Genomic DNA, 25881 nt, shown 5'->3' with positions numbered 1-25881 from the left:
GGTGGGGCGGGCGTGGCCGCTGGTCACGCCTGGGGGGATTTGGATCTGGGGGGATCTGCTTGCTGGCGACCGATGTCGGCGCTGCGCTCAGCGCTGCGCTCATTGCGGCCATTTCTCTGGCCTTGTTCTGGATGGCCGCTTTCACACTGTGGTGGCAGATGCACGCCTGGCGCACGCCGGAGGTGCTGGAGTCCACCCGCTTCGGGAGCCCCGACGATCACGGGGCTCTCTCCTTCTCGCTGTTGCTGCCCGCCCGGCACGAGCAGGCCGTCCTGGACCACACGATCCAGCGGCTGCTCGAGTCGGGCCACCGCGACTTCGAGATCGTCGTCATCGTCGGGCACGACGACCCGGAGACCGCCGAGGTGGCCGAGCGGGCCGCCGCCCGCGATCCGCGGGTGCGCGTCGTCGTCGACCACCACGCGAAGAAGAACAAGCCCAAGGCGCTCAACACCGCGCTGCCGCACTGCCGCGGCGACGTCGTCGGGGTCTTCGACGCCGAGGACCAGGTGCACCACGACCTGCTCGCGCACGTCGACCACGCCTTCAGGTCGACCGGCGCCGACGTGGTGCAGGGCGGCGTCCAGCTGATCAACTTCCACTCCAGCTGGTACGCGCTGCGCAACTGCCTGGAGTACTTCTTCTGGTTCCGCTCCCGGCTGCACCTGCACGCGCAGAAGGGATTCATCCCGCTCGGCGGCAACACCGTCTTCGTCCGCACCGACGTGCTGCGCGAGGCGGGCGGCTGGGACCCCGACTGCCTCGCCGAGGACTGCGACCTGGGGGTGCGCCTGTCCAGCGTCGGCAAGAAGGTCGTCGTCGCGTACGACTCGGACATGGTCACCCGCGAGGAGACGCCGGGCACGCTGCTGTCCCTGCTCAAGCAGCGCACCCGCTGGAACCAGGGCTTCCTCCAGGTCTACCGGAAGAAGGACTGGAAGCAACTGCCCACGTTCCGGCAGCGGTTGCTCGCCCGCTACACCCTCATGACCCCGTTCATGCAGGCCTTCACCGGGCTGATCATCCCGCTGAACGCGGCCGTCGCCCTGCTCATGGACGTGCCCGTCGGCATCGCCTTCATCACCTTCCTGCCCGCCGTCACCGCGTTCGTGACCTTCGTCTTCGAGGTCGTCGGACTGCACGACTTCGGCAGGCAGTACGGCCTTCGGGTGCGCCTCGTGCACTACCTGAAGCTCGTCGTGGGCGGGCCGTTCTACCAGGTACTGCTCGCCGGGGCCGCGATCCGCGCGGTGTGGCGCGAGCAACGCGGGCGCAGCGACTGGGAGTTGACCAGCCACACGGGCGCCCACCTCGACGGGCCCCGCGAGAGCCGTGAGCCCCGTGAGCCCCGCGTGACCGTACCGGCCCGAGAGGACGTCACGGCGTGACCGCCACCCTCCCCGCGGCGAGCAGCAACAAGCCCGCCGCGCAGACCACACCTGTGCCCGTACGGCTGCGCACCCCGCAGCGGGCCGTCCGCTTCCGCCGCTCCCCGGCCGACCTCGCCCTGTGCGCCGTCCTGCTCGCGGCGATCGTCCTCGTGCAGGGCTGGAACATCGCGGGCTACCCGAACTTCAGCGACGACGAGGGCACCTACCTCGCCCAGGCCTGGGCCGTGCAGCAGGGCCACGGCCTCGCCCACTACACGTACTGGTACGACCATCCGCCGCTGGGCTGGCTGCAGTTGGCCGCCGCCGGCTGGCTCCCTTCGCTCGCCGATCCGTCGGCGATGACGGTCGGCACGATGCGGCTGCTGATGCTGGGCGTCAGCGCCGTGAGCGCCGTCCTGCTGTACGTGCTCGCGCGCCGCCTGCGGCTGCCGATGTGGGCGGCGGGCCTGGCCATGGCCCTGTTCGGGCTCTCGCCGCTGTCGGTGGTGCTCCAGCGGGAGATCTTCCTCGACAACATCGCCGTGATGTGGATGCTGCTCGCGTTCTGCCTGGCGGCGTCCCCGAGCCGGCACCTGTGGCACCACTTCGCCGCGGGGATCGCGGCCGCGACGGGCGTGCTCTCCAAGGAGACGATGCTCGTGCTGCTGCCCGCGCTGCTTGTCACGATGTGGCGGCACGGGCATCCGGCGACCCGCAAGTTCGCCCTCACGGGCGCGATCACCGCGTGCGCGCTCGTCGGCCTGTCCTACCCGCTCTTCGCCCTGCTGAAGGGCGAGTTGTTCCCCGGCGGCGGGCACGTCTCGCTGTGGGACGGCATTTCGTACCAGATGAGCAGGCCCGGATCCGGCTTCATCCTCGACACCGGCTCCGGCTCGCACGGAGTGCTGCACTCCTGGCTGTACTACGACAAGGTGCTGCCGCTCGGCGGGCTCGCGGCGGCCCTGTTCCTGCTGGCCGTGCTGCGCTGGTCGGTCTCGGCACGGGCCCTCGCGGGACCGGCGCTCGCGGTCGCCGTCCTCGGCCTCGTCGCGCTGCGGCCCTCGGGCTATCTCCCCGCGATGTACGTCGTCCAGGCCCTGCCGTTCCTGGCGCTCGTGCTCGCCGGGGCGGCGGCGAGCGTCGTGCACGCCCTGCGCCTGCGCGGCCCGGCGCGCGTGCCAAGTGGCATACGACTCACGGCTGTTGCGCTGCTCGCCGCCTGCGCCGCCTCCCTCGTCGTGCCCCGCTGGTACGAGGGCGACCGCACGGCCATGACCGTCGACGCGAACGCGCCCTACCGCTCGGCGGCGGCCTGGATGGCGCACGAGGTCCCCGACCCGGCCCACACCCGCGTCCTCGTCGACGACGCGCTCTGGCTCGACCTCGTCCACGCCGGATACGAGCCGGGGCTCGGCGCCATCTGGTTCTACAAGGCCGACCTCGACCCGGCCGTCACCAGGACCATCCCGCGCGGCTGGCGCGACCTCGACTACGTCGTGGCGTCGCCGACGGTGCGCCGTGACGCCGTGGACCTGCCCAACGTCAGGGCCGCACTCACGCACTCGACGCCGGTCGCCACGTTCGGCACCGGCGAGGACCGGATCGAGATTCGTCGCATCCGCCACAGCCAGGAAGGCGGGGACCGATGACGGTGCACCCCGAGTACGGAACAGAAGCGCAGCTCGACGCGGCCGAGGTCGCCGAACCCGGCGCCGTCACCATCGTCGTACCGACCTTCAACGAGGTCGACAACGTGGGGGAGTTGCTGCACCGCATCACCGAGGCGGTGCCCGCGCGGCTGCCCTGCGAGGTGGTCTTCGTCGACGACTCCACCGACGACACGCCCCGCGTCGTCCGGGAGATCGCCGCCGACTGCCCCTTCCCGGTCACGGTCATCCACCGCGACGAACCGGTCGGCGGCCTCGGCGGCGCCGTCGTCGAGGGCATCAGGGCCGCCACGTCCGACTGGGTCGTGGTGATGGACGGCGACCTGCAGCATCCGCCGTCCCTGGTACCGGAGTTGGTGGCAAGAGGCGAGGCGGACGGCGCACAACTCGTCGTCGCCAGCCGGTACGTGAAGGGCGGCAGCCGCGCCGGACTGTCCGGCGGCTACCGCGTCGCCGTCTCCCGCGCCTCGACCTGGCTCGCCAAAGGCCTGTTCCCGCGCGGCCTGCGCGGCATCAGCGACCCGATGAGCGGCTTCTTCGCGATCCGCCGCGCCGCCGTCCACCCGGACGTGCTCAAGCCCGACGGATACAAGATCCTGCTCGAACTCGCCCTGCGCGGCGAGCGGTTGACGGTGACGGAGGCGCCGTTCGTCTTCCAGGAGCGGTACGCGGGCGAGTCCAAGTCCGGCATCAAGGAGGGCCTGCGCTACCTCCGGCACCTGGTCGAGCTGCGCACGGCGTCACCGGTCGCGCGGATGCTCGTCTTCGGGCTGATCGGCCTGACCGGCTTCGTCCCGAACCTCGCCGCCCTGTGGGCCCTCACCCATGCGGGCGTGCACTACCTGCCCGCCGAGATCCTCGCCAACCAGGCGGGCGTCGCCTGGAACTTCCTGCTCATCGAGGGCCTCCTCTTCCGCGACCGGCGCGGCCACCGCCACTGGGCCGACCGCACGGCCCGCTTCGCGCTGCTCGCCAACGCGGACCTGGTGCTGCGGATTCCGCTGATCGCCCTGTTCGTAGGGGAGTTGGGGGTGTCCGTGCTGCCCGCGACGGCCCTCGCGCTCGTCACCACGTTCGTCCTGCGCTTCGCGGGGACCGAGGCGCTCGTGTACGCGAAGAAGAGCACGAAGAAGAGCACGAAGAAGAGCACGAAGAAGAGCACGGAGAAGAGCACGAAGAAGAGCGCCAAGGGGGTTGCCGCGTGAGAACGACCCGCCGAACCGCCCTGCTGGGCGTGACGACGCTGGCGGCGGGCCTGCTGCTCGCCGTGCCGCAGCCCGCCTCCGCCGCCAACCTCATCAAGAACCCCGGCTTCGAGACGGCCGGAGCGGGGGACATGCCCTCCTGCTGGGAGAAGTCCGGCTGGGGCGACAACGACTTCGCGTTCACCGCTACCGGCGACGCGCACACCGGCGCCAAGGCCATGAAGGTCGAGCTGACCCGCCGCGTCGACGGCGACCGCAAAGCGCTGATCGCCGAGTCCGACGACTGCGCGCCGCCCGTCTCCGTCGGCAAACAGTACGACCTCGGGCTCTGGTACAAGACGACCACGCCCGACGCCTCCCTCACCCTGTTCCGGCACGACAGGACGGCGGGCTGGCAGTACTGGACCGACCTCAAGACCCTGGACATGAGCGCGAGTTGGGCGCAGGCGAGCGTGCGTACGCCCGAAGTGCCCACGGGCACCGACCGGATCAGCTGGGGCGTCTCCGTCTACGGCACGGGCTCGGCCACGACCGACGACTACACGATGGAACAGGTCGCGGACACGCTGCCGCCCGCCGACTGCACGGGCACCGCCGAGCAGTGCAAGGACGGCAAGTGGGACGTCCTGCCCACCCAGAACCCGGTCCGTTCCATGCACTCCGTGGTCCTCAACAACGGCAAGATCCTGCTGATCGCAGGCTCGGGCAACAGCGAGGAGATGTTCGAGGCGGGCACCTTCACCTCGGCGCTCTACGACCCGCAGAAGGGCACGTACAAGACGATCCCCACCCCGAAGGACATGTTCTGCGCGGGCCACGTCCAGCTCGCCGACGGCCGCGTCCTGGTCATGAGCGGCAACCAGGCGTACCCGGCGAAGGACGGCTCCCACGGCTACGAGGGCTTCAAGGACTCCTACGTCTTCGACCCGGCGACCGAGACGTACAGCAGGACCAACGACATGAACGACGGCCACTGGTACCCGTCGGCGACCGTCATGGGCAACGGTGACGTGATGTCGTTCGGCGGCCTGCGCGAGGACTCCTCGGGGTCGGTCACCGCCGAGCGGTTCGACGCGGCGAAGGGTCAGTGGCTGCCCCTGTCGCAGGTCAACCAGACCTGGTCGTACTGGGGCCTGTACCCGTCGATGATCCTGATGCAGGACGGCCGCCTCTTCTACTCGGGCAGCCACGTCTTCGGCAACGGCACGCCCGGCACCGGCTCCTCGGTCTACGACTACGACAAGAACACCGTCACCGACGTGCCGGGCCTGCGGAGCAAGGACGAGCGCGACCAGTCGGCGAGCGTGCTGCTGCCTCCGGCCCAGGACCAGAAGGTCCTCACGATGGGCGGCGGCAACATCGACTCCAACCCGGAGGCGGGCCGCCTCGTCGACATCATCGATCTGAAGGCGGCCGCCCCGGCGTACGTGGCCGGGCCCCAACTCCCGCAGGGGACGGTCGATCTGGGGAACGGCAAACAGGCCGAGACCGGCAACCAGGGCAAGATGTACGTCTCCGCGGTCCTGCTCCCGGACGGCAAGGTCCTGGAGACGGGCGGCGCCCTGCACAACCGGGCCAACCCGGTGTACGAGTCCTCGGTCTTCGACCCGGAGACGACGACGTTCGACCCGGTCGCGCCCGACCCGGAGGCGCGCGGCTACCACTCCTCGGCGTTCCTGCTCCCCGACGGCCGCGTCATGACGACGGGCGACAACCCGGGCAACGGCTCCTGGAACCACAACGTGTCGATCTACACCCCGCCGTACCTCCTCAAGGGCGCGCGCCCGTCGATCACTTCGGTCATCGACAAGGAGTGGAAGTACGGCGACACGCAGCGCATCACGGTCGACCGGCCCGTCGCCAAGGCCGAGTTGATCCGCCCGGCGGCGGTCACGCATTCGTCGGACCCGAACCAGCGCTACGTGGACCTGCCGCTGTCGGTGGACGGGAACAACGTCGACCTGAACGTCACGTCGAACCCGAACCTGGCGCCGCCCGGCTGGTACATGCTCTTCGCGGTCGACGCGAACGGGGTGCCGTCGGTCGCCCAGTGGGTGCACCTGACCGGCCCGACGGGGACGGCCGCCCCCGAGGCCCACGTCCACGCCTTCGCCTCCGACCTGCCAGCCGCGCCGAAGTCCGAGCGGGCCCGGCGCGCCTTTGCCCCGGTCAGCCCCACCATCTCGGGCTGCGACCGGCACTACGGCTCCGCCAATGTGTGCGTGCCCACGGTGTTCCCGGGTGAGCCGGCCACCGCGGCGGGGCGGTGTGCGTGGCTGGCGGAGCAGAAGTACGGGCGCTTGAAGGTGAACGGGCGGGACGATCCGTTGCGGCTGGATCGGAACGGGGACGGGGTTGCTTGCGGGCGGGGGGACACGTCTGCGGGGTGACGGTTCGTCGCCGGGTGCCGCCCGGTGGGGCTTCTCGCGCCCCGCGGCGGAGCCGCTGGTGACACGGCCCCGCGCCCCTGACGGGGCACCCGGGGGCCCGCAAGGTTTCCAGGACCCGTCGCGCTGACATACGTACCGCATGATCCAAGCCCTGGTAGCCGCCGTGCTCACCGGTACCTTGCTGGCGGCGCCCGCGGACACGGTGCACCGCGGAGCGACCGGTTGCTTCACCTGGTCCTGGAAGGACGGCGGCATCTTCACGACGACCGTCTACTACCGGAACCGGTGCCGGACGGCGCACACGTTCCGGATCCGCTGGTCGTCGGCCGCCTCCGGTACGGAGGACATCCGGGTGGGTGGCTGGGCGAAGGGCTCGACGTGGAGCTTCTACTCGCTCAAGCCGGAGGGGTTCGACGACCTCGGGCGCGCCTGAAGGCAGGAGCCTGAAGGCAGGACCTACAGGCCCCTCTGCACGGCGCCGAGGGCACGCATGACGTACCCGTGGAGTTCGCCCTCGTAGCCGTGCTCGGCCCAGTACCGCGCGGCCTCCATCAGCGCGCCGACCAGTGCCATCGCGTACGCCCTGATCTCGAGGTCGCCCGCGTCGCGCCCGGTGCGCTCGGCCAGTACGCGGCACATCATCTGGCCCGTGACCGACATCGACTCCATCATCCGGGAGCGCACCGCGGGCACCTCGACCTGGAGCCGCATCCGAAGCTTGGAGACCTCCGGGTCCTCGCCGCCCTGTGCGAGGTCGAGGCTGCGGTCGATGACGTGCCGCAGGGAGTCGACGATCGACTCGTCGGCGGGCCGGGCCCGCAGCTCCTGCTCGAGGATCGGGTCGAACTCGTCGGTGAGGACGATGTCTTCCTTGGTCGGGAAGTAGCGGAAGACGGTGGACGGCGACACCTCGGCGGCCTCGGCGATCTGCTCGACCGTCGTCGCGTCGTACCCCTGGTCCCTGATCAGGCGGTACGTCGCGTCCCGGATCGCCGTCCGGGTCTTGATCTTCTTGCGCTCGCGGAGCCCGATCTTGGGCTCCGCGGCGCTCTGTGCTGAGGCGGCCATGGCGCTCATTGTCCGGCATCCGCGCTGACCGGGGCCACCTCCGTGCCGGCCGCCGTCGTCTCCGCGGGCCGCGCGCGACCGGGCATCAAGGCGGCCGAGAGCAGGGCCGCGGCCAGGGCGACGATGCCGATGACGACCAGGGCGAGGTCCATGCCATGCAGGTACGCGCTGTTCGCCGAGGCCGCGAGTGCCTGGTCGCCGAGCTTGCCCGCCACCACATGGGCGCCGACCACCGAGTCGCGGGCGGCGTCGGCCGCCGGGCCGGACAGGCCGTCCGTGCCGAGCCGGTCCGCGTACGCGCCGGCGACCAGGGCGCCGAGCAGGGCGACACCGAGCGCACTGCCGGTCTGGCGCACCGTGCTGAGCAGTCCGGAGCCGCGGCCCGCCTGGTCCTTGGCGAGCGCGCCGAGGGCGCCGCCCATCGCGGGGATCATCGCGAAGGCGATGCCGACCCCGGCGATCGACAGCCACAGCGCCGTGAAGCCGTACCCGGAGTCGGCCGTGGTGCGCGCCCCGAGGAACGCGGCGAAGGCCAGCACCACCAGCGCCACGACGATCACCGACCGCGCCCCGAACCTGACGACCAGCGGCTGCGCCAGCTTCGCCGCGACGAGCATGCCGCCCATCAGCGGGACCATCCGGACGCCGGTGCCGAACGAGTCGATGCCGAGCACGGCCTGCAGGTACTGCGGCAGCAGGAACATCACGCCCGACAGGACGAACATGCCGAGCGTCGCCGCGACGGTGTTGCTCAGGAAGCCGCGGTGCGACAGGAGCGAGAGGTCGAGCATGGGGCGCTCGCTGCGCCGCTCGCGCAGCACGAGTGCGCCGAGCAGGACGACTGCCGCGGCGAATCCGCCGATGACGAGGGCCGCGCTCCACCCCTTCGCGGGGCCCTCGATGATCGCGTAGATGAGGCTGCCGAGGCCGAGCGCGGTGAGCACGGTGGAGACGATGTCGACCCTGGGCGCGGCCGGGTCCTTGCTCTCGGGGAGCAGGAGCAGGCAGGCGGTGATGCCGATCGCGACCATCGGCACGTTCAGGACGAACACCGAGCCCCACCAGAAGTGGTTGAGCAGCCAGCCGCCGATGATCGGGCCGAGCGGCATGCCGAGCGCGGAGGCCGCGGAGATCATGCCGAGGGCCGTGGTCTGCTCCTCGCGCGGGAACAGCGAGGGCAGGACGGACATGGCGAGCGGCATCACGAGCGCGCCGCCGACGCCCATCAGGGCGCGGGCCACGATGACCCAGGTGACGTCGCTCGCGAAGGCGCCCACGAGGGAGGCGGCGAGGAAGATGCCGAGTCCACCGATGAGCATCCGGCGCCGGCCGAACCGGTCGCCGAGCAGTCCGGCCGGGAGCATCAGGGCGGCGAACACCACGATGTACGCGTCCGCCATCCACTGCTGCTGACCGGTGGTGGCGCCGAGGTCCGCGGAGATCGTCGGCAGCGCCACGTTGAGGATCGTCATGTCGAAACCGAGCACGAGCATGCTCGCGACCAGGGCCCCGAGGGCCCACCAGCGCCGGGGATCCGGGCGCGACTCCACTTGCTGAGTGACAGTAACCATGAAATGAGAGTAGCTCTCAGTTCCTAGTGTCTGTCAATACAGAGTCTCTCCCGAAAGTGAGGGCCGAGCATGCAAAATGGCCGCGGCTGGTGAGCCGCGGCCATGGGGAAGGGGCGCCCTGAAGGCGCCCCGGAACGGTCAGGAGTGCTGGTAGGCCACCAGCGAGATGCCGACGTAGTGGACGACGAACGCCGCGAGGGTCAGCGAGTGGAAGACCTCGTGGAAGCCGAACCAGCGGGGCGAGGGGTTCGGGCGCTTGATGCCGTAGATGACGCCGCCCGCGCTGTAGAGCAGCCCGCCGACGACGACCAGCACGAGTACCGCGATGCCGCCGGTGCGCATGAAGTCCGGCAGGAAGAAGACCGCGGCCCAGCCCATCGCGATGTAGCACGGGGTGTAGAGCCAGCGCGGGGCGCCGACCCAGAAGACGCGGAAGGCGATGCCGGCGCCGGCCGCCGCCCAGATGCCCCACAGCAGTGCGTCGCCCTTGCTGTCGGGGAGCAGCAGCATCGTCAGCGGCGTGTAGGTGCCCGCGATGATCAGGAAGATGTTCGCGTGGTCGAGGCGGCGCAGGATGCCGTCGGCGCGCGGCCCCCAGTTCCCCCGGTGGTAGAGCGCGCTCACGCCGAACAGCAGGCAGGCCGTCGTGACGAAGATGCCGCAGGCGATGCGGCCGCGCGTCGAGTCGGCCAGGGCCGTGAGGAAGATGCCGGCGATGAGGACGGCCGGGAACATGCCCGCGTGGAGCCACCCGCGCAGTCTCGGCTTCAACAAGGACGGCTCTGCGACGGGCACTTCGGGCTGCTCTGCGGCGACGCTCATCCAGGCATCGTACCTACGCGACCGTAGGTGGCCGATAGGGCGAGCGCCAGTTCTCACCTGGGGTTAACCCCACGTCTTGATCCCTACGCGTTCCCGTGCGCCCTCAATGGAGTGGCAATGCTCACTCCGCTCACCTGTGAGGCCCCCTGGACAGATGGGCGAATCGGTCGGATGATCAAATGAGTGCGGTCGGCACCGGATGAGCGCTCACTGGGATCCAGTGGAACGGGAGGCGCGGCGTCCGGGTCGCGGCCCCCACGGGGCAACCAACTCAACAAGCCCTCATTTAGGAGCGATCGTGGCGCGCGACATCGCGGCTCCCCTCACCCTCCCGACCGACCACAAGGAACTGATCTCGTGGGTCAACGAGATCGCGGAACTCACTCAGCCGGACAGTGTGGTCTGGTGCGACGGCTCCGAGGCCGAGTACGAGCGGCTCGCCGACGAGCTCGTCGCCAAGGGGACGTTCAAGAAGCTCGACCCGATCAAGCGCCCCAACTCGTACTACGCCGCCTCCGACCCGACCGATGTCGCGCGGGTCGAGGACCGGACGTTCATCTGCTCCGAACAGGAGGTGGACGCGGGCCCGACCAACCACTGGAAGGCCCCGTCCGAGATGCGGGAGATCTTCCAGGGGAACGAGGGGAACGGGGGGCTCTTCCGCGGTTCGATGAAGGGCCGGACGATGTACGTCGTCCCGTTCTGCATGGGCCCGCTCGGCTCGCCGCTGTCCGCGATCGGCGTCGAGATCACCGACTCGGCGTACGTCGCCGTCTCCATGCGCACCATGACCCGCATGGGCCAGGCGGTCCTGGACGAGCTCGGCTCCGACGGCTTCTTCGTGCGCGCCGTGCACACGCTGGGCGCTCCGCTGGCCGAGGGCGAGCAGGACGTGCCGTGGCCGTGCAACTCCACGAAGTACATCTCGCACTTCCCGGAGTCCCGCGAGATCTGGTCGTACGGCTCGGGCTACGGCGGCAACGCCCTGCTGGGCAAGAAGTGCTACGCGCTGCGCATCGCGTCCGTCATGGCGCGCGACGAGGGCTGGCTCGCCGAGCACATGCTGATCCTCAAGCTCACCCCGCCGCAGGGGGAGTCGAAGTACGTGGCCGCCGCGTTCCCGTCGGCCTGCGGCAAGACGAACCTCGCGATGCTGGAGCCCACGATCTCCGGCTGGACCGTCGAGACGATCGGTGACGACATCGCCTGGATGCGGTTCGGCGAGGACGGCCGGCTCTACGCGATCAACCCCGAGGCCGGTTTCTTCGGTGTCGCGCCCGGCACCGGCGAGCACACCAACGCCAACGCGATGAAGACGCTGTGGGGCAACTCGGTCTTCACGAACGTCGCGCTGACCGACGACAACGACATCTGGTGGGAGGGCATGACGGAGGAGACTCCGGCCCACCTGACGGACTGGAAGGGCAACGACTGGACCCCGGAGTCCGGCACCCCGGCGGCCCACCCCAACGCCCGCTTCACCGTCCCCGCCTCGCAGTGCCCGATCATCGCGCCCGAGTGGGAGGACCCGAAGGGCGTGCCGATCTCGGCGATCCTGTTCGGCGGGCGGCGCGCGTCGGCCGTGCCGCTGGTGACCGAGTCCTTCGACTGGAACCACGGCGTCTTCCTCGGCGCGAACGTGGCGTCCGAGAAGACGGCCGCGGCCGAGGGCAAGGTCGGCGAGCTGCGCCGCGACCCGTTCGCGATGCTGCCGTTCTGCGGCTACAACATGGGCGACTACATGGGGCACTGGGTCGACGTCGCCAAGGGCAAGGACGCCGCCAAGCTCCCGAAGATCTACTACGTCAACTGGTTCCGCAAGGACGCGAACGGGCGCTTCGTGTGGCCCGGGTTCGGTGAGAACTCCCGCGTCCTGAAGTGGATCGTCGACCGCCTCGACGGCCGGGCGGAAGGTGTCGAGACCCCGATCGGCATCCTCCCGACCAAGGAGTCCCTGGACACGGACGGCCTCGCGATGGCCGACGCGGACCTGGACTTCCTGCTCACCGTCGACAAGGAGGTCTGGCGCGAGGAGGCCGCGCTGGTCCCGGACCACCTGAACACGTTCGGCGATCACACGCCGGAGGAGTTGTGGGCCGAGTACCGCAAGCTGGTGGACCGCCTCGGCTAGCCCGGACCTGACCGAGCCCCCCGCACAACGGCGTGCGGGGGGCTCGATCGCGTTCTGAGGGACTCCTGAGGGACTCCTGGGAGAACTCCTGAGAGGACTCCTGAGGGACTCCTGCGGGAACTCGCCTACGCGGCGACCAGCGTGTGGGCGTCCATCCGCTGGGCCGCGAGGATCGCCGCGGCGGTGTCGGCGCGCGACGCGGCGACGACCAGGGCCCGCCCGGCGAGGGCGTGCGCGCGCTGGTGCAGCGCGGCCAGCGCCGGTTCGTGGATCGCGGCGGCCACCGCGGAACGCACCGGGGTGCGGCCGCCCCTGAGGCGGGCGACCTGGGCGGCGAGCGCGTCGGCCGCCTCGTCCAGGTCGCCGCTCGGCGCGAGCGCGCGCAGCTCGTCGGTGACGGCGAGCAGCGCCGCGAGGTGACCGGCGAGCTGGATGTCCAGCTCCTCCTCGCGGGAGCGGTGCGGGAAGTCGCCCGTGGTGTCGTCGGCCACCATCGTGTGGACCGACTTGGTGCGGATCGGCTCGTACATGGAGGCCTCCAGGGCAAGGCGGGGCAGCTTGGCCTCCATCGTACATTAGATTCTGTCTAACTTAGAACCTGTCCAAAGTTGGGCGCGGCCCGCAGTGGGGGCGTCGTCAGGGCTGGCTGTACCCGTCGAGGAAGGTCCCGATCCGGGTCACCGCCTCGCGCAGCTGCCCGGCGGTGGGCAGGGTCACGACGCGGAAGTGGTCGGGCTCCGGCCAGTTGAAGCCGGTGCCGTGGACGACCATGATCTTCTCGGCGCGCAGCAGGTCGAGCACCATCTGCCGGTCGTCCTTCACCTTGAAGACCTTCGGGTCCAGGCGCGGGAAGAGGTACAGGGCGCCCTTCGGCTTCACGCAGCTGACGCCGGGGATCTGCGTGAGCAGCTCGTACGCGACGTCGCGCTGTTCCTTCAGCCGCCCGCCCGGCAGCACCAGGTCCTGGATCGTCTGGCGTCCGCTGAGTGCGGCGACGACTCCGTGCTGGCCCGGCATGTTCGCGCACAGGCGCATGTTCGCCAGGATGGTGAGCCCCTCGATGTACGACTGTGCGCGCGAGCGGGGGCCGGAGATCGCCATCCAGCCCACCCGGTAACCGGCCACGCGGTACGCCTTCGACATGCCGTTGAAGGTGAGGGTGAGCACGTCGGGGGCGATGGCGGCGGTCGGGGTGTGCGTCGCGTCGTCGTAGAGGATCTTGTCGTAGATCTCGTCGGAGCAGACGAGGAGGTTGTGGCGGCGCGCGATGTCGGTGAGGCCGCGCAGCATCTCGTCGCTGTATACGGCGCCGGTGGGGTTGTTGGGGTTGATGATGACGATGGCCTTGGTGCGGTCGGTGACCTTCCGCTCCACGTCGGCCAGGTCCGGCATCCAGTCGGACTGCTCGTCGCAGCGGTAGTGCACGGCGGTGCCGCCGGAGAGCGAGACGGCGGCGGTCCACAGCGGGTAGTCCGGCGCGGGGACCAGCACTTCGTCCCCGTCGTCGAGGAGTCCCTGCATCGCCATCACGATGAGCTCGGAGACGCCGTTGCCGATGAAGACGTGCTCGACGTCGGTCTCCACGCCGAGGGTCTGGTAGTGCATCATCACCGCGCGGCGGGCTGCGAGGAGGCCCTTGGCGTCGCCGTAGCCGTGGGCGTCGCCGAGGTTGCGGAGCATGTCCTCGAGGATCTCGGGCGGGCACTCGAAGCCGAACGCCGCCGGGTTGCCCGTGTTCAGCTTCAGGATCCGGTGACCTGCCGCTTCGAGCCGCATCGCCTCCTCGAGCACCGGACCCCGGATCTCGTAGCAGACGTTGGCGAGCTTGGTCGACTGGATGAGCTGCATGGTCAGACTTTACGACCGTGTTTCGGGCCCGCGCGCTCTGTTTACGCCCGCGCGAGCGGACCCCGCACACCCCACTCTGCGAAGCGGTGGCACTGCGTGCCGGTCGCCTCCGGAATGCGGGGTGCGCGTGGGGGAGCGGCTTGGATGGGGCGGGCCGGGGTGCTGGGTGAGATGGGCCACTCGGGCGGTTCGTGTGCCGGCGGCACGGCAATTCGAGCGCATGTTCTATTCATTCGCTAAGCTGGGTCCCATGCTTCAGGGATCGCTCTTCGATCAGGCCGAGGAGACCGCGCTCGGGGATCTCGCCGGGATGCGGCGGAGCGTGCTCGGGGGCGGGGCCTGGATCGATGTGTTGCCGGGGTGGTTGCACGGGGCCGATGCGTTGTTCGGGCACCTTGCCGGCCGGGTGCCGTGGCAGGCAGAGCGGCGGCAGATGTACGAGCGGGTCGTGGAGGTGCCGAGGCTGCTCAAGTTCTACGGGCCCCGGCAGGAGCTGCCGCACCCCGTGCTCGACGAGGCGCGCGACGCCCTGTCCGCGTACTACGCCGATGAGCTCGGGGAGCCGTTCACCACGGCGGGCCTGTGCTTCTACCGCGACGGGCGGGACAGCGTCGCCTGGCACGGGGACCGGATCGGGCGCGGGGCCCGTGAGGACACCATGGTTGCCATCGTGTCCGTCGGGGCGCCCCGGGATCTGCTGCTGAGGCCCGTCGGCGGCGGGCCGAGCGTGCGGCGGGCGCTCGGGCACGGGGACCTGATCGTGATGGGCGGCTCGTGCCAGCGGACCTGGGAGCACGCCGTGCCCAAGTCGGCGCGGGCCGCAGGACCCCGGATCAGTGTGCAGTTCCGGCCGCACGGGGTGCGCTGAACGCGGCTCCCGCGCCCGGGATCCAGCCGAGCACCGCACCCCACAGCGCGCCGAACAGGGCGCCGGCCACCGCGTACCCGAGCCAGCCCGGGACGCTCGCCTCCACCATCCGCGCCGCGACGAGGCCGCGCCACGCTCCGGCGACGGCCGCGCCCGCGATCAGCGCGGTCCAGCCGGCGAGCAGACGGCGCCCGCGTCCGCCCTCCGGCCGCAGCCGCACGTGCCGCCGCATCCGCAGCACCGCCACCGCGAGCAGCGTCAACGCACCGAAGTCCTCGGCCAGTTGCCACGGCCACGTGGTGTCGCCGAGCGGCACCGCGCGCAGCCCGGGCAGGCCCAGGGGCACGCCGAGCGCGCTCGGCACGACGGTCATGCCCGCGTGCGCGGTGACGTACGTCAGCAGTGGCCCGAAGCCGCCCGCGAGGACGAGCAGCAGGCAGCCGCAGAGTACGGACGTGGTCGCGGTCCAGCGGGTCCAGCGAGGGGGCGTGGGCTGCATGGCGCGTCACTGTAGGCGGCCGGCGGGGTCGTGCGACAGAGGGCGGGAGCGGAAAAGTTGAACAATGCTCAGGTCTGTTGCGGGGGCCGCTTCCGTGCTTACGATCCGCGCCATGGCCTCAGCTCTGATCGCCGGGATGCGAGTCAAGTGGCGTACGTGGACGGCGTGTTCGGCGGCCGTCGCGGTCGCCGCCGCGCTGCTCGTCGCCGTGGGGCCGGACAGCGCCGACGGCGCCGGGCGCCGCTGGATCACCGACGACCAGGGGCGCGCCCTCGTCCTCAACGGCCTCAACACCGCCTCCAGCGCCAAGTCCGAGCCGGACGGCATGCCGTGGGTGAAGGAGGCCGACGTCGCGCGCGAGAAGAGCCGACTCGGCACGAACTTCGTGCGGTTCCTCATCCAGTGGCGCAACGTCGAGCCCCGGCCGGGCGCGTACGACGAGGCGTACCTCGACCGGGTCGCCGAGCGCGTGCGCTGGTACGGCGAGCGCGGCTACCACGTCATGCTCGACATGCACCAGGACGTCTACGGCCCGAGGACCAAGGGCAACGGCGCGCCCGCCTGGGCCACCGAGACCGACGGCCTCGGCGTCGCCGAGCAGGAGCAGTGGGAGCTCAAGTACATCGAACCCGGCACCCTGCGCGCCTTCGACCACTTCTGGGGCACCAAGGAGGCGAGCCGGAACCTGCGGGCCCGGTACGCGGCGGCCTGGGCGCACGTCGCCGCACGGTTCCGCGACGACCCCGCCGTCATCGGCTACGACCTGATGAACGAGCCCTGGGGCGGCTCCGTCCAGGGCCCGGCCTTCGAGGCGGGCCCGCTCGCCGCCCTGTACCGGCGCACCATCCGGGCCGTCCGGGCCGTCGACCGCGACTCCTGGATCTTCGTCGAGCCCGAGGCCGTGAGCTCCAACTGGGGCCTGCCCAGCGGACTCCCGTACCTGAAGGACCCGCGCGGCAGCGGCGACGAGGCACGGATCGCCTACGCGCCGCACGTCTACCCGCTGCCCATGGATCTCGGCGGCGGCTACACCGGCGACACCAGGGCCTGGGTGAAGCGGACGCTCGGCTCGTGGCGGGCGCAGACCGAGCGGACCGCCCGCCGCCTCGACGCCCCCGTCCTCATCGGCGAGTACGGCCTCGACGCGACCCTGCCGGGCGCCCTGGACTACGTACGCGAAGTGCGGCGCATCGCCGACGAGATGGGCGCGGGCACGGCCTACTGGTCCAGTGACCCCGGCACCTGGGCGCCCTGGGAGCGCACGAAGAGCGGCCGCCTCACGCCGACGAAGCTGCTGCCCGTCCTCGACCGGCCCACGCCGCTCGCCGTCGCCGGGACGCCGCAGTCGTACGGGTGGGACGCCAAGTCGCGGACCTTGAGCGTGAGTTGGAGTGGCGGCACAGAGGGTTCGGGCGGGACCGAGGTGTACCTTCCCGCCCGGGACTTCCCCAAGGGCGGGCGGGTCTCGGGAGGTGAGGTGGTGTCGTGGGACGCCAAGTCCCGTGTGCTGGTGGTGAGTTCGGGGCCGGGATCGCACCGCGTCCGGATCACGCCCGTCCCGGACGCGGACTGACCGCTCGACGGGTTCAGCGCGTGGTGCGCCGGACGGACCTGCCCGCGAGCACGTCCGTGCGGCGGCCGTCCTCGATCACGAACCGGCCGTCGATCAGTACGTGCGGGATGCCCACGGGCAGCGTGCGCGGCGCCTCGAACGTCGAGCCCGCCGCCACCGTCTCCGGGTCGAACACGACCAGGTCGGCGCGGTAGCCCTCGCGGACGAGCCCGCGGTCGGGCAGCCGGAGCCGGGCCGCGGGACGCGACGTCAGGTGCGCGACCGTCTCCTCCAGGGACATGACGCCGAGGTCGCGGGCGTAGTGCCCGAGGTAGTGCGGGAACGTGCCGTACGCGCGCGGGTGCGGCTTGAAGCCCTGCAGGATGCCGTCGCTGCCGCCGGTGTGCACCGGGTGCTGCATGATCGCGCGGACGTTGTCCTCGTGGCCGACGTGCTGGAGGATCGACGAGCCGAGGTTGTCGGCGATCAGCAGGCGGCGGGCCGTGACCCAGGGGGCCTCGCCGCGCTCGGCGGCGGCCTGCGCGATCGTCTTGCCGACACAGGAGGCGAGGCCGGGGTCGGCGACGCCCGACACCTCGATCTTGTCCCACTCGATCGGCACGCCGTGACAGCCGTCGGCGCCGATCTCCTCGACGTGGTGGCGGATGCGCTCGGCCGTCCCGTCGTCCTTCAGCCGCGCGAGCGTGGCGTCGGGGCCGCCCTCGTTGGCCCAACTCGGCAGCATCGCCACGAGAGTTGTCGCCCCCGGCGTGTACGGATACGTGTCCAGGCTGATGTCCGCGCCGCCCGCGATCGCCTCGTCCAGGAGGGCGAGCAGATCGACGCCCTTGCCCTTGTTCACGCCGAAGTTCATGGTGGCGTGCGCGAGGTGGAGGGCGCAGTCCGCGGTGCGGGTGAGGTCGACCATCTCCCGGTACGCGTCCAGGGCCCCGGCCCCGTAACTGCGGTGGTGCGGGCAGTAGTAGCCGTCGTACGAGGCCACCACCCGGCACAGTTCGGTGAGTTCGGCGTCCTTGGCGTACATGCCCGGCGTGTAGGTCAGGCCCGACGACATGCCGACGGCGCCCTGCTCCATGCCCTGCGCCACGAGCCGCTTCATGTGGTCGAGCTCGGCCTCGGTCGCGTCGCGGTCGTCCCAGCCGACGGCGTACATCCGCACCGTGCCCTGGGGGATGAGGTAGGCGGCGTTCACGGCGACGCCGCGGTCGAGGCGGTCCAGGTACTCGCCGACCGTGCGCCAGTCGAAGTCGACGGAGGTGTCGTCGGGGCCGCCGCCGTTCCAGCCGGTGATCACCTGGCGGACCTGGGCCAGGGTGCGGTCGTCGACGGGCGCGTACGACAGGCCGTCCTGGCCCAGGACCTCCAGGGTCACGCCCTGCGCGGCCTTGGCGCTGTGGTCCGGGTCGCGAAGCAGGGCCAGGTCGCTGTGGGCGTGCATGTCGATGAACCCGGGGGACACGGCGAGGCCCTCGCCGTCCAGGACCCGGGTTCCTGTCGGCCGGGGGCCCTCGCCCGGGCGCCGGATCTCGGCGATCCGGCCGTCCTCGACCGCCACGTCGGCGCGGTAGGAGGCGCCGCCGGTGCCGTCGATCACGCGGGTGTTCTTGATGACCAGGTCCATGGGGGTGCGGCCTCTCGTCTGCCGGGTTGTGGGTTCGTTGCCAGGTGCGGCTCTCGTCGTGGCTGGTCGCGCAGTTCCCCGCGCCCCTGGATGGCCTGCGGCCATCAGGGGCGCGGGGAACTGCGCGAGAAGCCCCACCGGACGGTCAGAAGAACGTCCGGACGTACTCCACAACGGTCCCGTCTTCCTCCACCACCGGAATCAGCTGCCACTTGTCGAACGACGTGCAGGGGTGCGAAAGACCCATGCCCAGCCAGTCACCCACCTCGACATCCGCATCCGGCCCCAGGCGGAGCCACCCGTGCTGGTCCGACAGGCCCGTCACCGAGATCCCGGTGGCCTCGCGCACCGCACCGCCGCGCGCGTCCCGTACGACCTGGACCTCGGGCAGGTCGAGGTCGTACGCCGCGTCCCGCTTGCCCGCGTTCGTGAACGCCTGGTCCGGCGCCGGGCGCGAGACGACCTGCGCCCACAGCCGGAACGCGGGGTGCAGCGCACCCTCCTCCGGGACCCGGTTGAACGGGGTCAGATGGCGGTAGTGGCCGTCGTCGTGCGAGACGTACGCGCCGGAGCGGAGCAACTTCAGTACGGGGACGGAGAGTTCGGGCACCTCCGCGAAGACGTCCGCCACCGCGTCGAACCACGCGGAGCCGCCCGCGCTGAGCACGATCTCGTCCAGGCCCGCGAAGCGACCCGCCTTGTCGAAGTCCGCCGTGAGCGCGACCAGGCGGCGCAGCCACGCCCGCACCCCGTCGCCGTCGGCGTCCGGCACCTCGCCCTCGTACCCGGCGACCCCGACGAGCCGCAGCGCCGGGGCACCGGCCACGGCGTCGGCCACCGCCGCGCACTCGGCCTCCGTACGGGCACCCGTGCGCGCACCCTCGCCCGCGCCCAGCTCGACCACCACGTCGACGGGGCGGGTGGCGCCCGCTTCGGTCAGGGCGGCCTGCATCAGCTCGACGCCGCGTACGGAATCCACGTAGCAGACGAAGCGGAAGTCGTCGTGGGCGTCGAGTTCGGACGCGAGCCAGCGCAGGGCCGCCGCGTCGACGAGTTCGTTCGCCAGGAAGATGCGGTCGATGCCGAACTGCCGTGCCACGCGCACCTGGTGGGGCACGGCGAGCGTGATGCCCCACGCCCCGTGCTCGATCTGGCGGTGGAACAGCCGGGGCGCCATCGAGGTCTTGCCGTGCGGGGCGAACGCGAGACCGTGCCGCGCCGAGTACGCCTCCATGAGCGCGAGGTTGTGCTCCAGGCGCTCGGCGGACAGGGCGAGGACCGGGGTGGTGAAGCCGTCCGTGAAGAGGTTCAGGCGGCGGTCCGCGAGCTCGGCGACGGTGAGGCCGTCGGCCGCGGGCGGCAGGCCCTTGAAGCGGAAGTCCACCCGCTCCTGCGCGAGCTCGTCCGGGCGGTTGGCGGTCATGGACCCTCCTCCAGGCTGACCGTTGCAATATCTGCAACGGTCATTGCGTATGTCGCTTACTGCTGTCTAACATCCGAGCCAACGCCGGGTCAACGAAGTCGTTGGCCCTCCCCGACCGGAGGAGCGCCGCCCACCGTGACCACACTGCCTGCTGACGTCGTCGCGCTCGGCGAGTCCATGGTCACGTTCGTCCCCTCCGTGCCGGGGCGCCTCGCCGACGTGCCCTCCTTCGAGCGCGGCATCGGCGGCGCCGAGTCCAACCTCGCCTGCCAGCTCGCCGCCGCCGGGCACCGCGCCCGCTGGGTCAGCCGGGTCGGCGCCGACGGCTTCGGCGACCACCTGGTCGAGGCCATCGGCGCGTACGGCGTCGACGTCTCCGGCGTCCGCCGTGACCCTGCCCGCCCCACCGGCATCTACTTCCGCACCGCGGGCGACCGCGCCACCGACGCCCACGAGGTCGCCTACTACCGGGCAGGCAGCGCCGCCTCCGCCATGTCCGCGGCCAACACGGACCTGGACGCCCTGCGCGCGGGCCGCGTCCTGCACCTGTCCGGCATCACCGCCGCACTCTCGGCCGACTGCCTGTCCCTCCTGCGTACGCTCATGGGGACCGTCCCGGTCGTGTCCTTCGACGTCAACCACCGCCCGGGCCTGTGGCGCACCCCGCAGGACGCGCGCGTGCTGCTCGACCTCGCCCGCGCCGCGGACCTCGTCTTCGTCGGCGAGGACGAGGCCGAGGAGGCGTTCGGCATCACCGGCGGCCCCGACGCCGTGCGCGCCGCGCTGCCCGAGCCGTCCCTCCTCGTCGTCAAGCGCGGCGCCGACGGTGCCGTCGCCTACGACGCCGCGGGCGCCCGCCACGAAGAGGCCGCCCCCCGCGTCGACGTCGTCGCCGCCGTCGGGGCCGGGGACGCCTTCGCCGCCGGATTCCTCTCCGCGACCCTGCGCGAACTGCCCGTCGCCGACCGGCTTCGCCACGGCCACCTGTGGGCCGCGGCCGCCCTCACCGTCCCCGGCGACCTCGCCGCCCCTCCGAGCCGCGCCCACGCCGACCGCCTGGTCGCCCTCGACGCGCGCGCGTGGGAGACACTTCACCTCGGCCCCGGCTGGACCGTCGCAGCCGTATCGGAGGCCGCCGAGGAGGTACGTACGCCATGAGCCAGACCGTCGACCGCGCGCTGAGCATCCTGCCGCTGCTCGCCGAGGGACCCGCCGACCTGGGCCAGGTCGCCGACCGGCTCGGCGTCCACAAGTCCACGGCGCTGCGCCTGCTGCGCACCCTGCACGAACACGGCCTCGTCCACCGCCAGTCCGACCAGCGCTACCGCCTCGGCGCCCGCCTCTTCGCGCTCGCCCAGGAAGCCGTGGAGAACCTCGACGTCCGCGAGATCGCCCACCCCCACCTCGTCGCGCTGAACGAGAAGGTCGGGCACACGATCCACCTCGCCGTGTACGAGGAGAACGAGGTCCTCTACATCGACAAGGTCGAGAGCCGCTACCCGGTCCGCATGTACTCGCGGATCGGCAAGCCCGTCGCCATCACCGTCGCGGCCGTGGCGAAACTGCTGCTCGCCGATCTGTCCGAACCCGAGCGCCGCGCCCTCGCGGACAAGCTCGACTACCCCATGTACACGTCCCGTTCGACCCCCAACGCCCCCGCATTCCTGCGGGAGTTGGAGAAGGTGGGCGAACAGGGCTGGGCCACCGACCTCGGTGGTCACGAGGAGTCCATCAACTGCATCGGCGCCCCCATCCGCGGCGCGGACGGCAGGGTCGTCGCCGCCATGTCGGTGTCCGCGCCGAACGTCGTCGTGACCGCCGAGGAACTCCTCTCCCTGCTCCCGCTGGTGCGCCGCACCGCGGAGGCCATCAGCCGGGACTACTCCGGCAACCCCTCACCGAAGGAAGCCAGTTCAGGATCATGACCTCCAGCACCGAGAAGATCGCGCTCACGCCCGCCACCCACACCACCCCGCCCGCGAAGTTCTCGCACGGCGTCAAGAAGGGCAACATCCTTCAGGTCGCAGGACAGGTCGGCTTCCTCCCGGCCGTCGAGGGCCAGGCCCCGACCCCGGCGGGCCCGACCCTGCGCGAGCAGACCCTCCAGACGTTCGCCAACGTCAAGGCGATCCTCGAAGAGGGCGGCGCCACCTGGGACGACGTGATGATGATGCGCGTCTACCTCACGGACGTGGACCACTTCGCCGAGATGAACGCCATCTACAACGAGTACTTCGAGGAGCAGGGCCTGACGGCTCCCGCCTCCGCCCGCACGACCGTCTACGTCGGTCTGCCGGCCGGTCTGCTCATCGAGATCGACGCGCTCGCCGTTCTGAGCTGAGCGTTCTGCACCACCAGCCAGCCGTACGTCGTCACGGCACGGCGCATCACCACGATGCGCCGTGCCGCGATCCCCCCTGCCCGAAAGCACCATGCACTTACGAGGTCAACGATGTCCCCGTTCGCCCTTGCCGCTCCGCTCGCGGCCGCCCCCGCGGCGCCGACGCCACCTCACACAGGCGGCATCCTCCCGATCATCGGCGGCACCACCGGTCTGCTGACCGTCGCCGCCCTCGGCATCGCGCTGTTGCTCTTCCTGATCATCAAGGTGCGCCTGCAGCCCTTCGTGGCGCTGCTCGCGGTCTCCATAGCCGTCGGCCTCGCCGCCGGTCTCTCGGTCACCGAACTCTTCGGCACCGTCCAGAAGTCCGACGCCGTCTCGACCATCGAGTCCGGCATGGGCGGCACCCTCGGACACGTGGCGATCATCATCGGCCTCGGGACCATGCTCGGCGCGGTCCTCGAAGTCTCCGGCGGCGCCGAGGTGTTGGCGTCCCGCCTGCTCAACCTGTTCGGCGAGAAGCGCGCCCCCCTCGCCATGGGCCTCACCGGCCTGATCTTCGGCATCCCGGTCTTCTTCGACGTCGGCATCTTCGTCCTCGCGCCGATCGTCTACGCGGCCGCCAAGCGCGGCGGCAAGTCGATCGTCCTCTACTGCATGCCGCTGCTCGCGGGTCTGTCCATGACCCACGCGTTCCTGCCCCCGCACCCGGGTCCCGTCGCCGCCGCCGGCCTGTTGAAGGTCGACCTCGGCTGGGTCATCCTCATGGGCATCGTCTGCGGCATCCCGGCCGTGCTCGCCGCCTGGGGCTGGGCCGCCTGGATCGGCAAGCGGATCTTCGTGCCCGTCCCGCAGGACATGGTCGAGGCCGCCGAGGAGGCCAAGGCCGCGCTCGCCGAGGAGCAGCGCGCCGCCGGTGTCACCCCCACCGAGAAGCCGGTCCCGCTCGGCATCGTCTTCGCGATCATCGGTACGCCGCTGGTCCTGATCCTCCTCGCGACGTTCTCCTCGATCGCCTTCGACCCTTCCACGGGCCGCTCGGTCATCGAGTTCTTCGGCCACCCCTTCGTGGCCCTGACGATCGCCCTGCTCCTCGCGTACTACCTGCTCGGCATCCGCCGCGGCTGGTCCCGCAAGTCCCTGGAGAAGGTGTCGACGGCCTCGCTCAAGCCCGTCGGCAACATCCTGCTCGTGGTCGGTGCGGGCGGCGTCTTCGGCGCGGTCCTCAAGGGCAGCGGCATCGCCAAGGCACTCGCCGACACCTTCAACGACGTCGGCCTGCCGCTCATCGTCCTGGCCTACCTGATCTCGCTCGTGCTGCGCGTCGCCCAGGGCTCGGCCACGGTCGCGATCGTGACGACGGCGGGCATCGTCGCCCCGCTCCTGTCGGAGGGCCACCACTCCCAGGCCTTCGTCGCCCTCGTCATCATGGCGATCTCCGCGGGCTCCATCTTCGCCTCGCACGTCAACGACGGCGGGTTCTGGATGGTCGCCAAGTACTTCGGCATCTCCGAGCGGGACACGCTGCGTACGTGGACGGTCCTCGAGTCGGTCCTGTCGGTGGCCGGGTTCGCGGTCGCCGCGGTGGTCAGCCTGTTCGTATAAGCACCTGTACGTGCCTGTACGTGCCTGTACGTGCTCGTACGTGCCCGGGGCTGGTCAGCGCAGCAGCGCGGCCAGCCCCGAGCAGTCGTTGCCGCCGGACGGATCCGCCGCGTACAGCCAGTACACGGTGGCCAGTTGGGCGAGCAGGACCAGCGGTGCCACGACCGCGGCCGCGGTCGCGAGCCGCCCGGGACCGCGTGCGCCGCGCCGCAGGACCGCGTACCCGAGCAGGGCGCCCAGGGTGCAGGCGAGCCCGGCCCACGAGGTGACGTACATCCGCCCGGACGGGCCGAGGTAGTGGCAGTCCCGGAAGGTGTCGCCGTCGAAGGCGAGACGCGCGACCAGCAGCGCGGCCGAGACGGCCAGCAGGCCGGGCACGAGAAGGGCGCCGGGGCGCCGGGAGAGGTGAGCGGTCACACAGTTAAGTGTTGCTGTGCGAGGGGCGGAGAACAATTCACTTGTCCTGTGGGCTGGTTCACGGCACGGTGGCGGCCGGCACGGTCGGGCGGTACGGCACGGGGGACACATGGCACGAACACGGACACGGGCGCAGCAAGCGGGGCACGCGGCCACCGAGGCGGCCGCGCCGGCCTCCCCCTGGCGCAACCCCGACTTCCGCACCCTGTTCACCGGCACCGCCCTCAGCCAACTCGGCTCGAACGTCTGCTACCTGGCGGTGCCCCTCGTCGCCGTCTCCGCGCTCGACGCGAGCCCCGCGCAGATCGGCGCCCTGTCCACCCTCAGCACCCTCGCGTTCCTGCTCATCGGGCTGCCCGCCGGGGCCTGGGTGGACCGGATGCGGCAGCGGCGGCTGATGATCGTCGCGGACCTGGGCCGCGGCCTCCTGTTCGCCTCCGTGCCGGTGGCCTGGTGGCTCGACGTGCTGAGTCTCGCCCAGCTCTACGCGGTCGTCTTCCTCGCCGGCTGCGCCACGGTCTTCTTCGACGTGGCCTCGCAGACCGTCGTGCCCCAACTCGTGCGCCGCGACGAACTCGTCCCCGCGAACGCCGCCCTCGTCAGCCTCATGGGCCTCGGCGGCATCGCGGGCCGCAGCGCGGGCGGCGGCCTCGTCCAGCTCCTCACCCTGCCCTACGCCGTCCTCGCCGCGGCCGCCGGATATCTCGCCTCCGCGCTCACGCTCACCCGCGTCAAGGCGGCCCCCGCGCCGCCCCGGGCCGCGTCCGCCACCACCCCGCGCGTCCCGCTCCGTACCCAGATCGGCGAGGGCCTGCGCCATGTCCTCGGCCACGCCGAACTGCGCGCCCTCGCCGTGACCGGCGCCCTGCTCAACTTCGGCAACCAGCTGATGAACACCATGCTGCCGCTGCTCTTCGTCCGCGAACTCGGCCTGTCCGCGGCGGTGTTGGGCCTGTACTGGTCCGCGGGCGGGGTCGGCATGCTGCTCGGCGCCCGCAACGCCCGGCGGATCGCGGGCCGCTTCGGCTACGGCCGCACCCTCGGCCTCGCGGGCGCCTGCCTGGCCCCGGCCGGGCTGCTCCTGCCGCTGGTGGGCCGGGAGTGGTGGCTGCTGCTCATCGCCGGGTTCGGCGGGCTCGCGATGTCGTTCAAGACCGGCGTCGACAACGTGCTCGGCGTGACCCTGCGCCAGCGCCTGACGCCGGACGCGATGCTCGGCCGCATGAACGCCACGTTCCGGTTCCTCTTCATGGGTGCGCTCGCGATCGGCGCCGCGGTCTCGGGCGTCCTGGCCGAGGCGACGTCGGTGCGGACGGTGCTGTGGGTGGGTGGCGCGTTCATGGCGACCGCCTTCCTGCCCGTGTTCCTCTCCCCGGTACGCCGCAGGCGCGCCCTGCCGGACGGACCGTGACCAGGTCGTGAGGGGCCGGGGGAGGCGCCGCACAGCCTCGTCCGCCATACT

The 25881-nt window shown here is 71.3% G+C and carries 22 protein-coding genes; 13 read left to right on the top strand and 9 right to left on the bottom strand.

Features of this window, described 5'->3' with window-relative positions:
- The first annotated feature begins 131 nt into the window (after positions 1–131).
- The 5 genes from ACIBUY_RS18360 to ACIBUY_RS18340 all read left to right on the top strand — a co-directional run bounded on the left by ACIBUY_RS18360 (position 132) and on the right by ACIBUY_RS18340 (position 7065).
- The gene (locus tag ACIBUY_RS18360; RefSeq protein ID WP_399153057.1) at positions 132–1388 is read left to right on the top strand and encodes a glycosyltransferase; all 1257 of its coding nucleotides are present in this window, start codon (positions 132–134) and stop codon (positions 1386–1388) included.
- Positions 1385–3019, top strand: a complete 1635-nt coding sequence (locus ACIBUY_RS18355) for a phospholipid carrier-dependent glycosyltransferase (RefSeq protein ID WP_365579516.1) — start codon at positions 1385–1387, stop codon at positions 3017–3019. The genes ACIBUY_RS18360 and ACIBUY_RS18355 overlap by 4 nt, the downstream gene beginning before the upstream one ends.
- Positions 3016–4242, top strand: a complete 1227-nt coding sequence (locus ACIBUY_RS18350; protein WP_399153056.1) for a glycosyltransferase — start codon at positions 3016–3018, stop codon at positions 4240–4242. The genes ACIBUY_RS18355 and ACIBUY_RS18350 overlap by 4 nt, the downstream gene beginning before the upstream one ends.
- On the top strand, positions 4239–6632 hold the full coding sequence (locus ACIBUY_RS18345; protein ID WP_399153055.1) for a galactose oxidase-like domain-containing protein: 2394 nt from the start codon (positions 4239–4241) through the stop codon (positions 6630–6632). Before ACIBUY_RS18350 ends, ACIBUY_RS18345 begins: the two co-directional genes overlap by 4 nt.
- Positions 6633–6771: 139 nt before the next feature.
- Entirely contained in the window at positions 6772–7065 is a 294-nt protein-coding gene (locus ACIBUY_RS18340) for a hypothetical protein (protein WP_365579522.1), read from the top strand.
- Between the two features lie 23 nt (positions 7066–7088).
- Here the strand turns inward: ACIBUY_RS18340 and ACIBUY_RS18335 are convergent, their stop codons facing one another.
- From ACIBUY_RS18335 to ACIBUY_RS18325, 3 genes are all read right to left on the bottom strand, one after another.
- Positions 7089–7700: a TetR/AcrR family transcriptional regulator gene (locus ACIBUY_RS18335; protein WP_399153054.1), complete on the bottom strand. Its 612-nt coding sequence runs from the start codon at positions 7698–7700 to the stop codon at positions 7089–7091.
- A 5-nt stretch (positions 7701–7705) separates the two neighbouring features.
- Complete coding sequence (locus ACIBUY_RS18330) at positions 7706–9271, bottom strand: DHA2 family efflux MFS transporter permease subunit (RefSeq protein WP_399153053.1); 1566 nt, start codon at positions 9269–9271, stop codon at positions 7706–7708.
- A gap of 138 nt (positions 9272–9409) precedes the next feature.
- Positions 9410–10093 carry a hemolysin III family protein gene (locus ACIBUY_RS18325; RefSeq protein ID WP_399153052.1) on the bottom strand — a complete coding sequence of 228 codons (684 nt, stop codon included), beginning with the start codon at positions 10091–10093 and terminating at the stop codon, positions 9410–9412.
- A gap of 298 nt (positions 10094–10391) precedes the next feature.
- On the opposite strand from ACIBUY_RS18325, the gene ACIBUY_RS18320 reads away from it, so the two are divergent.
- Positions 10392–12224: a phosphoenolpyruvate carboxykinase (GTP) gene (locus ACIBUY_RS18320; RefSeq protein ID WP_365579530.1), complete on the top strand. Its 1833-nt coding sequence runs from the start codon at positions 10392–10394 to the stop codon at positions 12222–12224.
- A gap of 125 nt (positions 12225–12349) precedes the next feature.
- On the opposite strand, the gene ACIBUY_RS18315 is transcribed toward ACIBUY_RS18320, so the two are convergent.
- Together ACIBUY_RS18315 and ACIBUY_RS18310 are read right to left on the bottom strand one after the other, a co-directional pair.
- A complete protein-coding gene (locus ACIBUY_RS18315; protein ID WP_365579538.1) occupies positions 12350–12754 on the bottom strand; it encodes a hypothetical protein in 405 nt (134 codons plus the stop codon).
- Between the two features lie 106 nt (positions 12755–12860).
- Positions 12861–14072 carry a pyridoxal phosphate-dependent aminotransferase gene (locus tag ACIBUY_RS18310; RefSeq protein ID WP_365579532.1) on the bottom strand — a complete coding sequence of 404 codons (1212 nt, stop codon included), beginning with the start codon at positions 14070–14072 and terminating at the stop codon, positions 12861–12863.
- A gap of 250 nt (positions 14073–14322) precedes the next feature.
- Between ACIBUY_RS18310 and ACIBUY_RS18305 the strand changes: the two genes are divergently transcribed.
- Positions 14323–14940 (top strand): alpha-ketoglutarate-dependent dioxygenase AlkB, encoded by a 618-nt coding sequence (locus ACIBUY_RS18305; RefSeq protein WP_399153051.1) that lies wholly within the window; start codon positions 14323–14325, stop codon positions 14938–14940.
- Here ACIBUY_RS18305 and ACIBUY_RS18300 read toward each other — a convergent pair.
- A complete protein-coding gene (locus ACIBUY_RS18300; RefSeq protein WP_399153050.1) occupies positions 14906–15439 on the bottom strand; it encodes a hypothetical protein in 534 nt (177 codons plus the stop codon). The two genes, ACIBUY_RS18305 and ACIBUY_RS18300, sit on opposite strands and share 35 nt — an antisense overlap.
- 112 nt (positions 15440–15551) lie before the next feature.
- On the opposite strand from ACIBUY_RS18300, the gene ACIBUY_RS18295 reads away from it, so the two are divergent.
- Positions 15552–17012 (top strand): cellulase family glycosylhydrolase, encoded by a 1461-nt coding sequence (locus tag ACIBUY_RS18295; protein WP_365579535.1) that lies wholly within the window; start codon positions 15552–15554, stop codon positions 17010–17012.
- Positions 17013–17025: 13 nt separating this feature from the next.
- Here the strand turns inward: ACIBUY_RS18295 and ACIBUY_RS18290 are convergent, their stop codons facing one another.
- Both ACIBUY_RS18290 and ACIBUY_RS18285 read right to left on the bottom strand, forming a co-directional pair.
- Positions 17026–18633, bottom strand: coding sequence for an amidohydrolase family protein (locus tag ACIBUY_RS18290; RefSeq protein ID WP_399153049.1), 1608 nt, complete (start codon positions 18631–18633; stop codon positions 17026–17028).
- Between the two features lie 145 nt (positions 18634–18778).
- Positions 18779–20056, bottom strand: coding sequence for an amino acid deaminase (locus ACIBUY_RS18285; RefSeq protein WP_399153048.1), 1278 nt, complete (start codon positions 20054–20056; stop codon positions 18779–18781).
- Positions 20057–20233: 177 nt separating this feature from the next.
- Here ACIBUY_RS18285 and ACIBUY_RS18280 point away from each other — a divergent pair, with 177 nt between their 5' ends.
- The 4 genes from ACIBUY_RS18280 (at position 20234) to ACIBUY_RS18265 (ending at position 24002) form a co-directional block, all read left to right on the top strand.
- Positions 20234–21214, top strand: a complete 981-nt coding sequence (locus tag ACIBUY_RS18280; RefSeq protein WP_399153178.1) for a sugar kinase — start codon at positions 20234–20236, stop codon at positions 21212–21214.
- Positions 21211–21981 carry an IclR family transcriptional regulator gene (locus ACIBUY_RS18275; protein WP_365579328.1) on the top strand — a complete coding sequence of 257 codons (771 nt, stop codon included), beginning with the start codon at positions 21211–21213 and terminating at the stop codon, positions 21979–21981. Before ACIBUY_RS18280 ends, ACIBUY_RS18275 begins: the two co-directional genes overlap by 4 nt.
- Positions 21978–22397, top strand: coding sequence for a RidA family protein (locus ACIBUY_RS18270; protein WP_365579326.1), 420 nt, complete (start codon positions 21978–21980; stop codon positions 22395–22397). The genes ACIBUY_RS18275 and ACIBUY_RS18270 overlap by 4 nt, the downstream gene beginning before the upstream one ends.
- Positions 22398–22508: 111 nt before the next feature.
- A complete protein-coding gene (locus ACIBUY_RS18265; RefSeq protein ID WP_399153047.1) occupies positions 22509–24002 on the top strand; it encodes a GntP family permease in 1494 nt (497 codons plus the stop codon).
- Positions 24003–24056: 54 nt separating this feature from the next.
- On the opposite strand, the gene ACIBUY_RS18260 is transcribed toward ACIBUY_RS18265, so the two are convergent.
- Entirely contained in the window at positions 24057–24419 is a 363-nt protein-coding gene (locus tag ACIBUY_RS18260; RefSeq protein WP_399153046.1) for a hypothetical protein, read from the bottom strand.
- 109 nt (positions 24420–24528) lie between these two features.
- Between ACIBUY_RS18260 and ACIBUY_RS18255 the strand changes: the two genes are divergently transcribed.
- A complete protein-coding gene (locus ACIBUY_RS18255; protein ID WP_399153045.1) occupies positions 24529–25830 on the top strand; it encodes an MFS transporter in 1302 nt (433 codons plus the stop codon).
- The last annotated feature ends 51 nt before the right edge of the window (positions 25831–25881 follow it).

Origin of the sequence: Streptomyces sp. NPDC050085, assembly GCF_044460595.1 — a bacterium.
Taxonomy (GTDB): Bacteria; Actinomycetota; Actinomycetes; order Streptomycetales; family Streptomycetaceae; genus Streptomyces.
This window is presented reverse-complemented; position numbering and strand designations above follow the sequence as displayed.

What these genes read in the sequence shown, in the direction of transcription:
- ACIBUY_RS18300 (WP_399153050.1), bottom strand. Translation starts at nt 15,439, where the DNA reads ATGCAGCCCACGCCCCCTCGCTGGACCCGCTGGACCGCGACCACGTCC.
- ACIBUY_RS18315 (WP_365579538.1), bottom strand. Translation starts at nt 12,754, where the DNA reads ATGTACGAGCCGATCCGCACCAAGTCGGTCCACACGATGGTGGCCGAC.
- ACIBUY_RS18335 (WP_399153054.1), bottom strand. Translation starts at nt 7,700, where the DNA reads ATGGCCGCCTCAGCACAGAGCGCCGCGGAGCCCAAGATCGGGCTCCGC.
- ACIBUY_RS18325 (WP_399153052.1), bottom strand. Translation starts at nt 10,093, where the DNA reads ATGAGCGTCGCCGCAGAGCAGCCCGAAGTGCCCGTCGCAGAGCCGTCC.
- ACIBUY_RS18350 (WP_399153056.1), top strand. Translation starts at nt 3,016, where the DNA reads ATGACGGTGCACCCCGAGTACGGAACAGAAGCGCAGCTCGACGCGGCC.
- ACIBUY_RS18290 (WP_399153049.1), bottom strand. Translation starts at nt 18,633, where the DNA reads ATGGACCTGGTCATCAAGAACACCCGCGTGATCGACGGCACCGGCGGC.
- ACIBUY_RS18340 (WP_365579522.1), top strand. Translation starts at nt 6,772, where the DNA reads ATGATCCAAGCCCTGGTAGCCGCCGTGCTCACCGGTACCTTGCTGGCG.
- ACIBUY_RS18270 (WP_365579326.1), top strand. Translation starts at nt 21,978, where the DNA reads ATGACCTCCAGCACCGAGAAGATCGCGCTCACGCCCGCCACCCACACC.
- ACIBUY_RS18295 (WP_365579535.1), top strand. Translation starts at nt 15,552, where the DNA reads ATGGCCTCAGCTCTGATCGCCGGGATGCGAGTCAAGTGGCGTACGTGG.
- ACIBUY_RS18280 (WP_399153178.1), top strand. Translation starts at nt 20,234, where the DNA reads ATGGTCACGTTCGTCCCCTCCGTGCCGGGGCGCCTCGCCGACGTGCCC.
- ACIBUY_RS18310 (WP_365579532.1), bottom strand. Translation starts at nt 14,072, where the DNA reads ATGCAGCTCATCCAGTCGACCAAGCTCGCCAACGTCTGCTACGAGATC.
- ACIBUY_RS18285 (WP_399153048.1), bottom strand. Translation starts at nt 20,056, where the DNA reads ATGACCGCCAACCGCCCGGACGAGCTCGCGCAGGAGCGGGTGGACTTC.
- ACIBUY_RS18265 (WP_399153047.1), top strand. Translation starts at nt 22,509, where the DNA reads ATGTCCCCGTTCGCCCTTGCCGCTCCGCTCGCGGCCGCCCCCGCGGCG.
- ACIBUY_RS18360 (WP_399153057.1), top strand. Translation starts at nt 132, where the DNA reads ATGGCCGCTTTCACACTGTGGTGGCAGATGCACGCCTGGCGCACGCCG.
- ACIBUY_RS18305 (WP_399153051.1), top strand. Translation starts at nt 14,323, where the DNA reads ATGCTTCAGGGATCGCTCTTCGATCAGGCCGAGGAGACCGCGCTCGGG.
- ACIBUY_RS18255 (WP_399153045.1), top strand. Translation starts at nt 24,529, where the DNA reads ATGGCACGAACACGGACACGGGCGCAGCAAGCGGGGCACGCGGCCACC.
- ACIBUY_RS18330 (WP_399153053.1), bottom strand. Translation starts at nt 9,271, where the DNA reads ATGGTTACTGTCACTCAGCAAGTGGAGTCGCGCCCGGATCCCCGGCGC.
- ACIBUY_RS18275 (WP_365579328.1), top strand. Translation starts at nt 21,211, where the DNA reads ATGAGCCAGACCGTCGACCGCGCGCTGAGCATCCTGCCGCTGCTCGCC.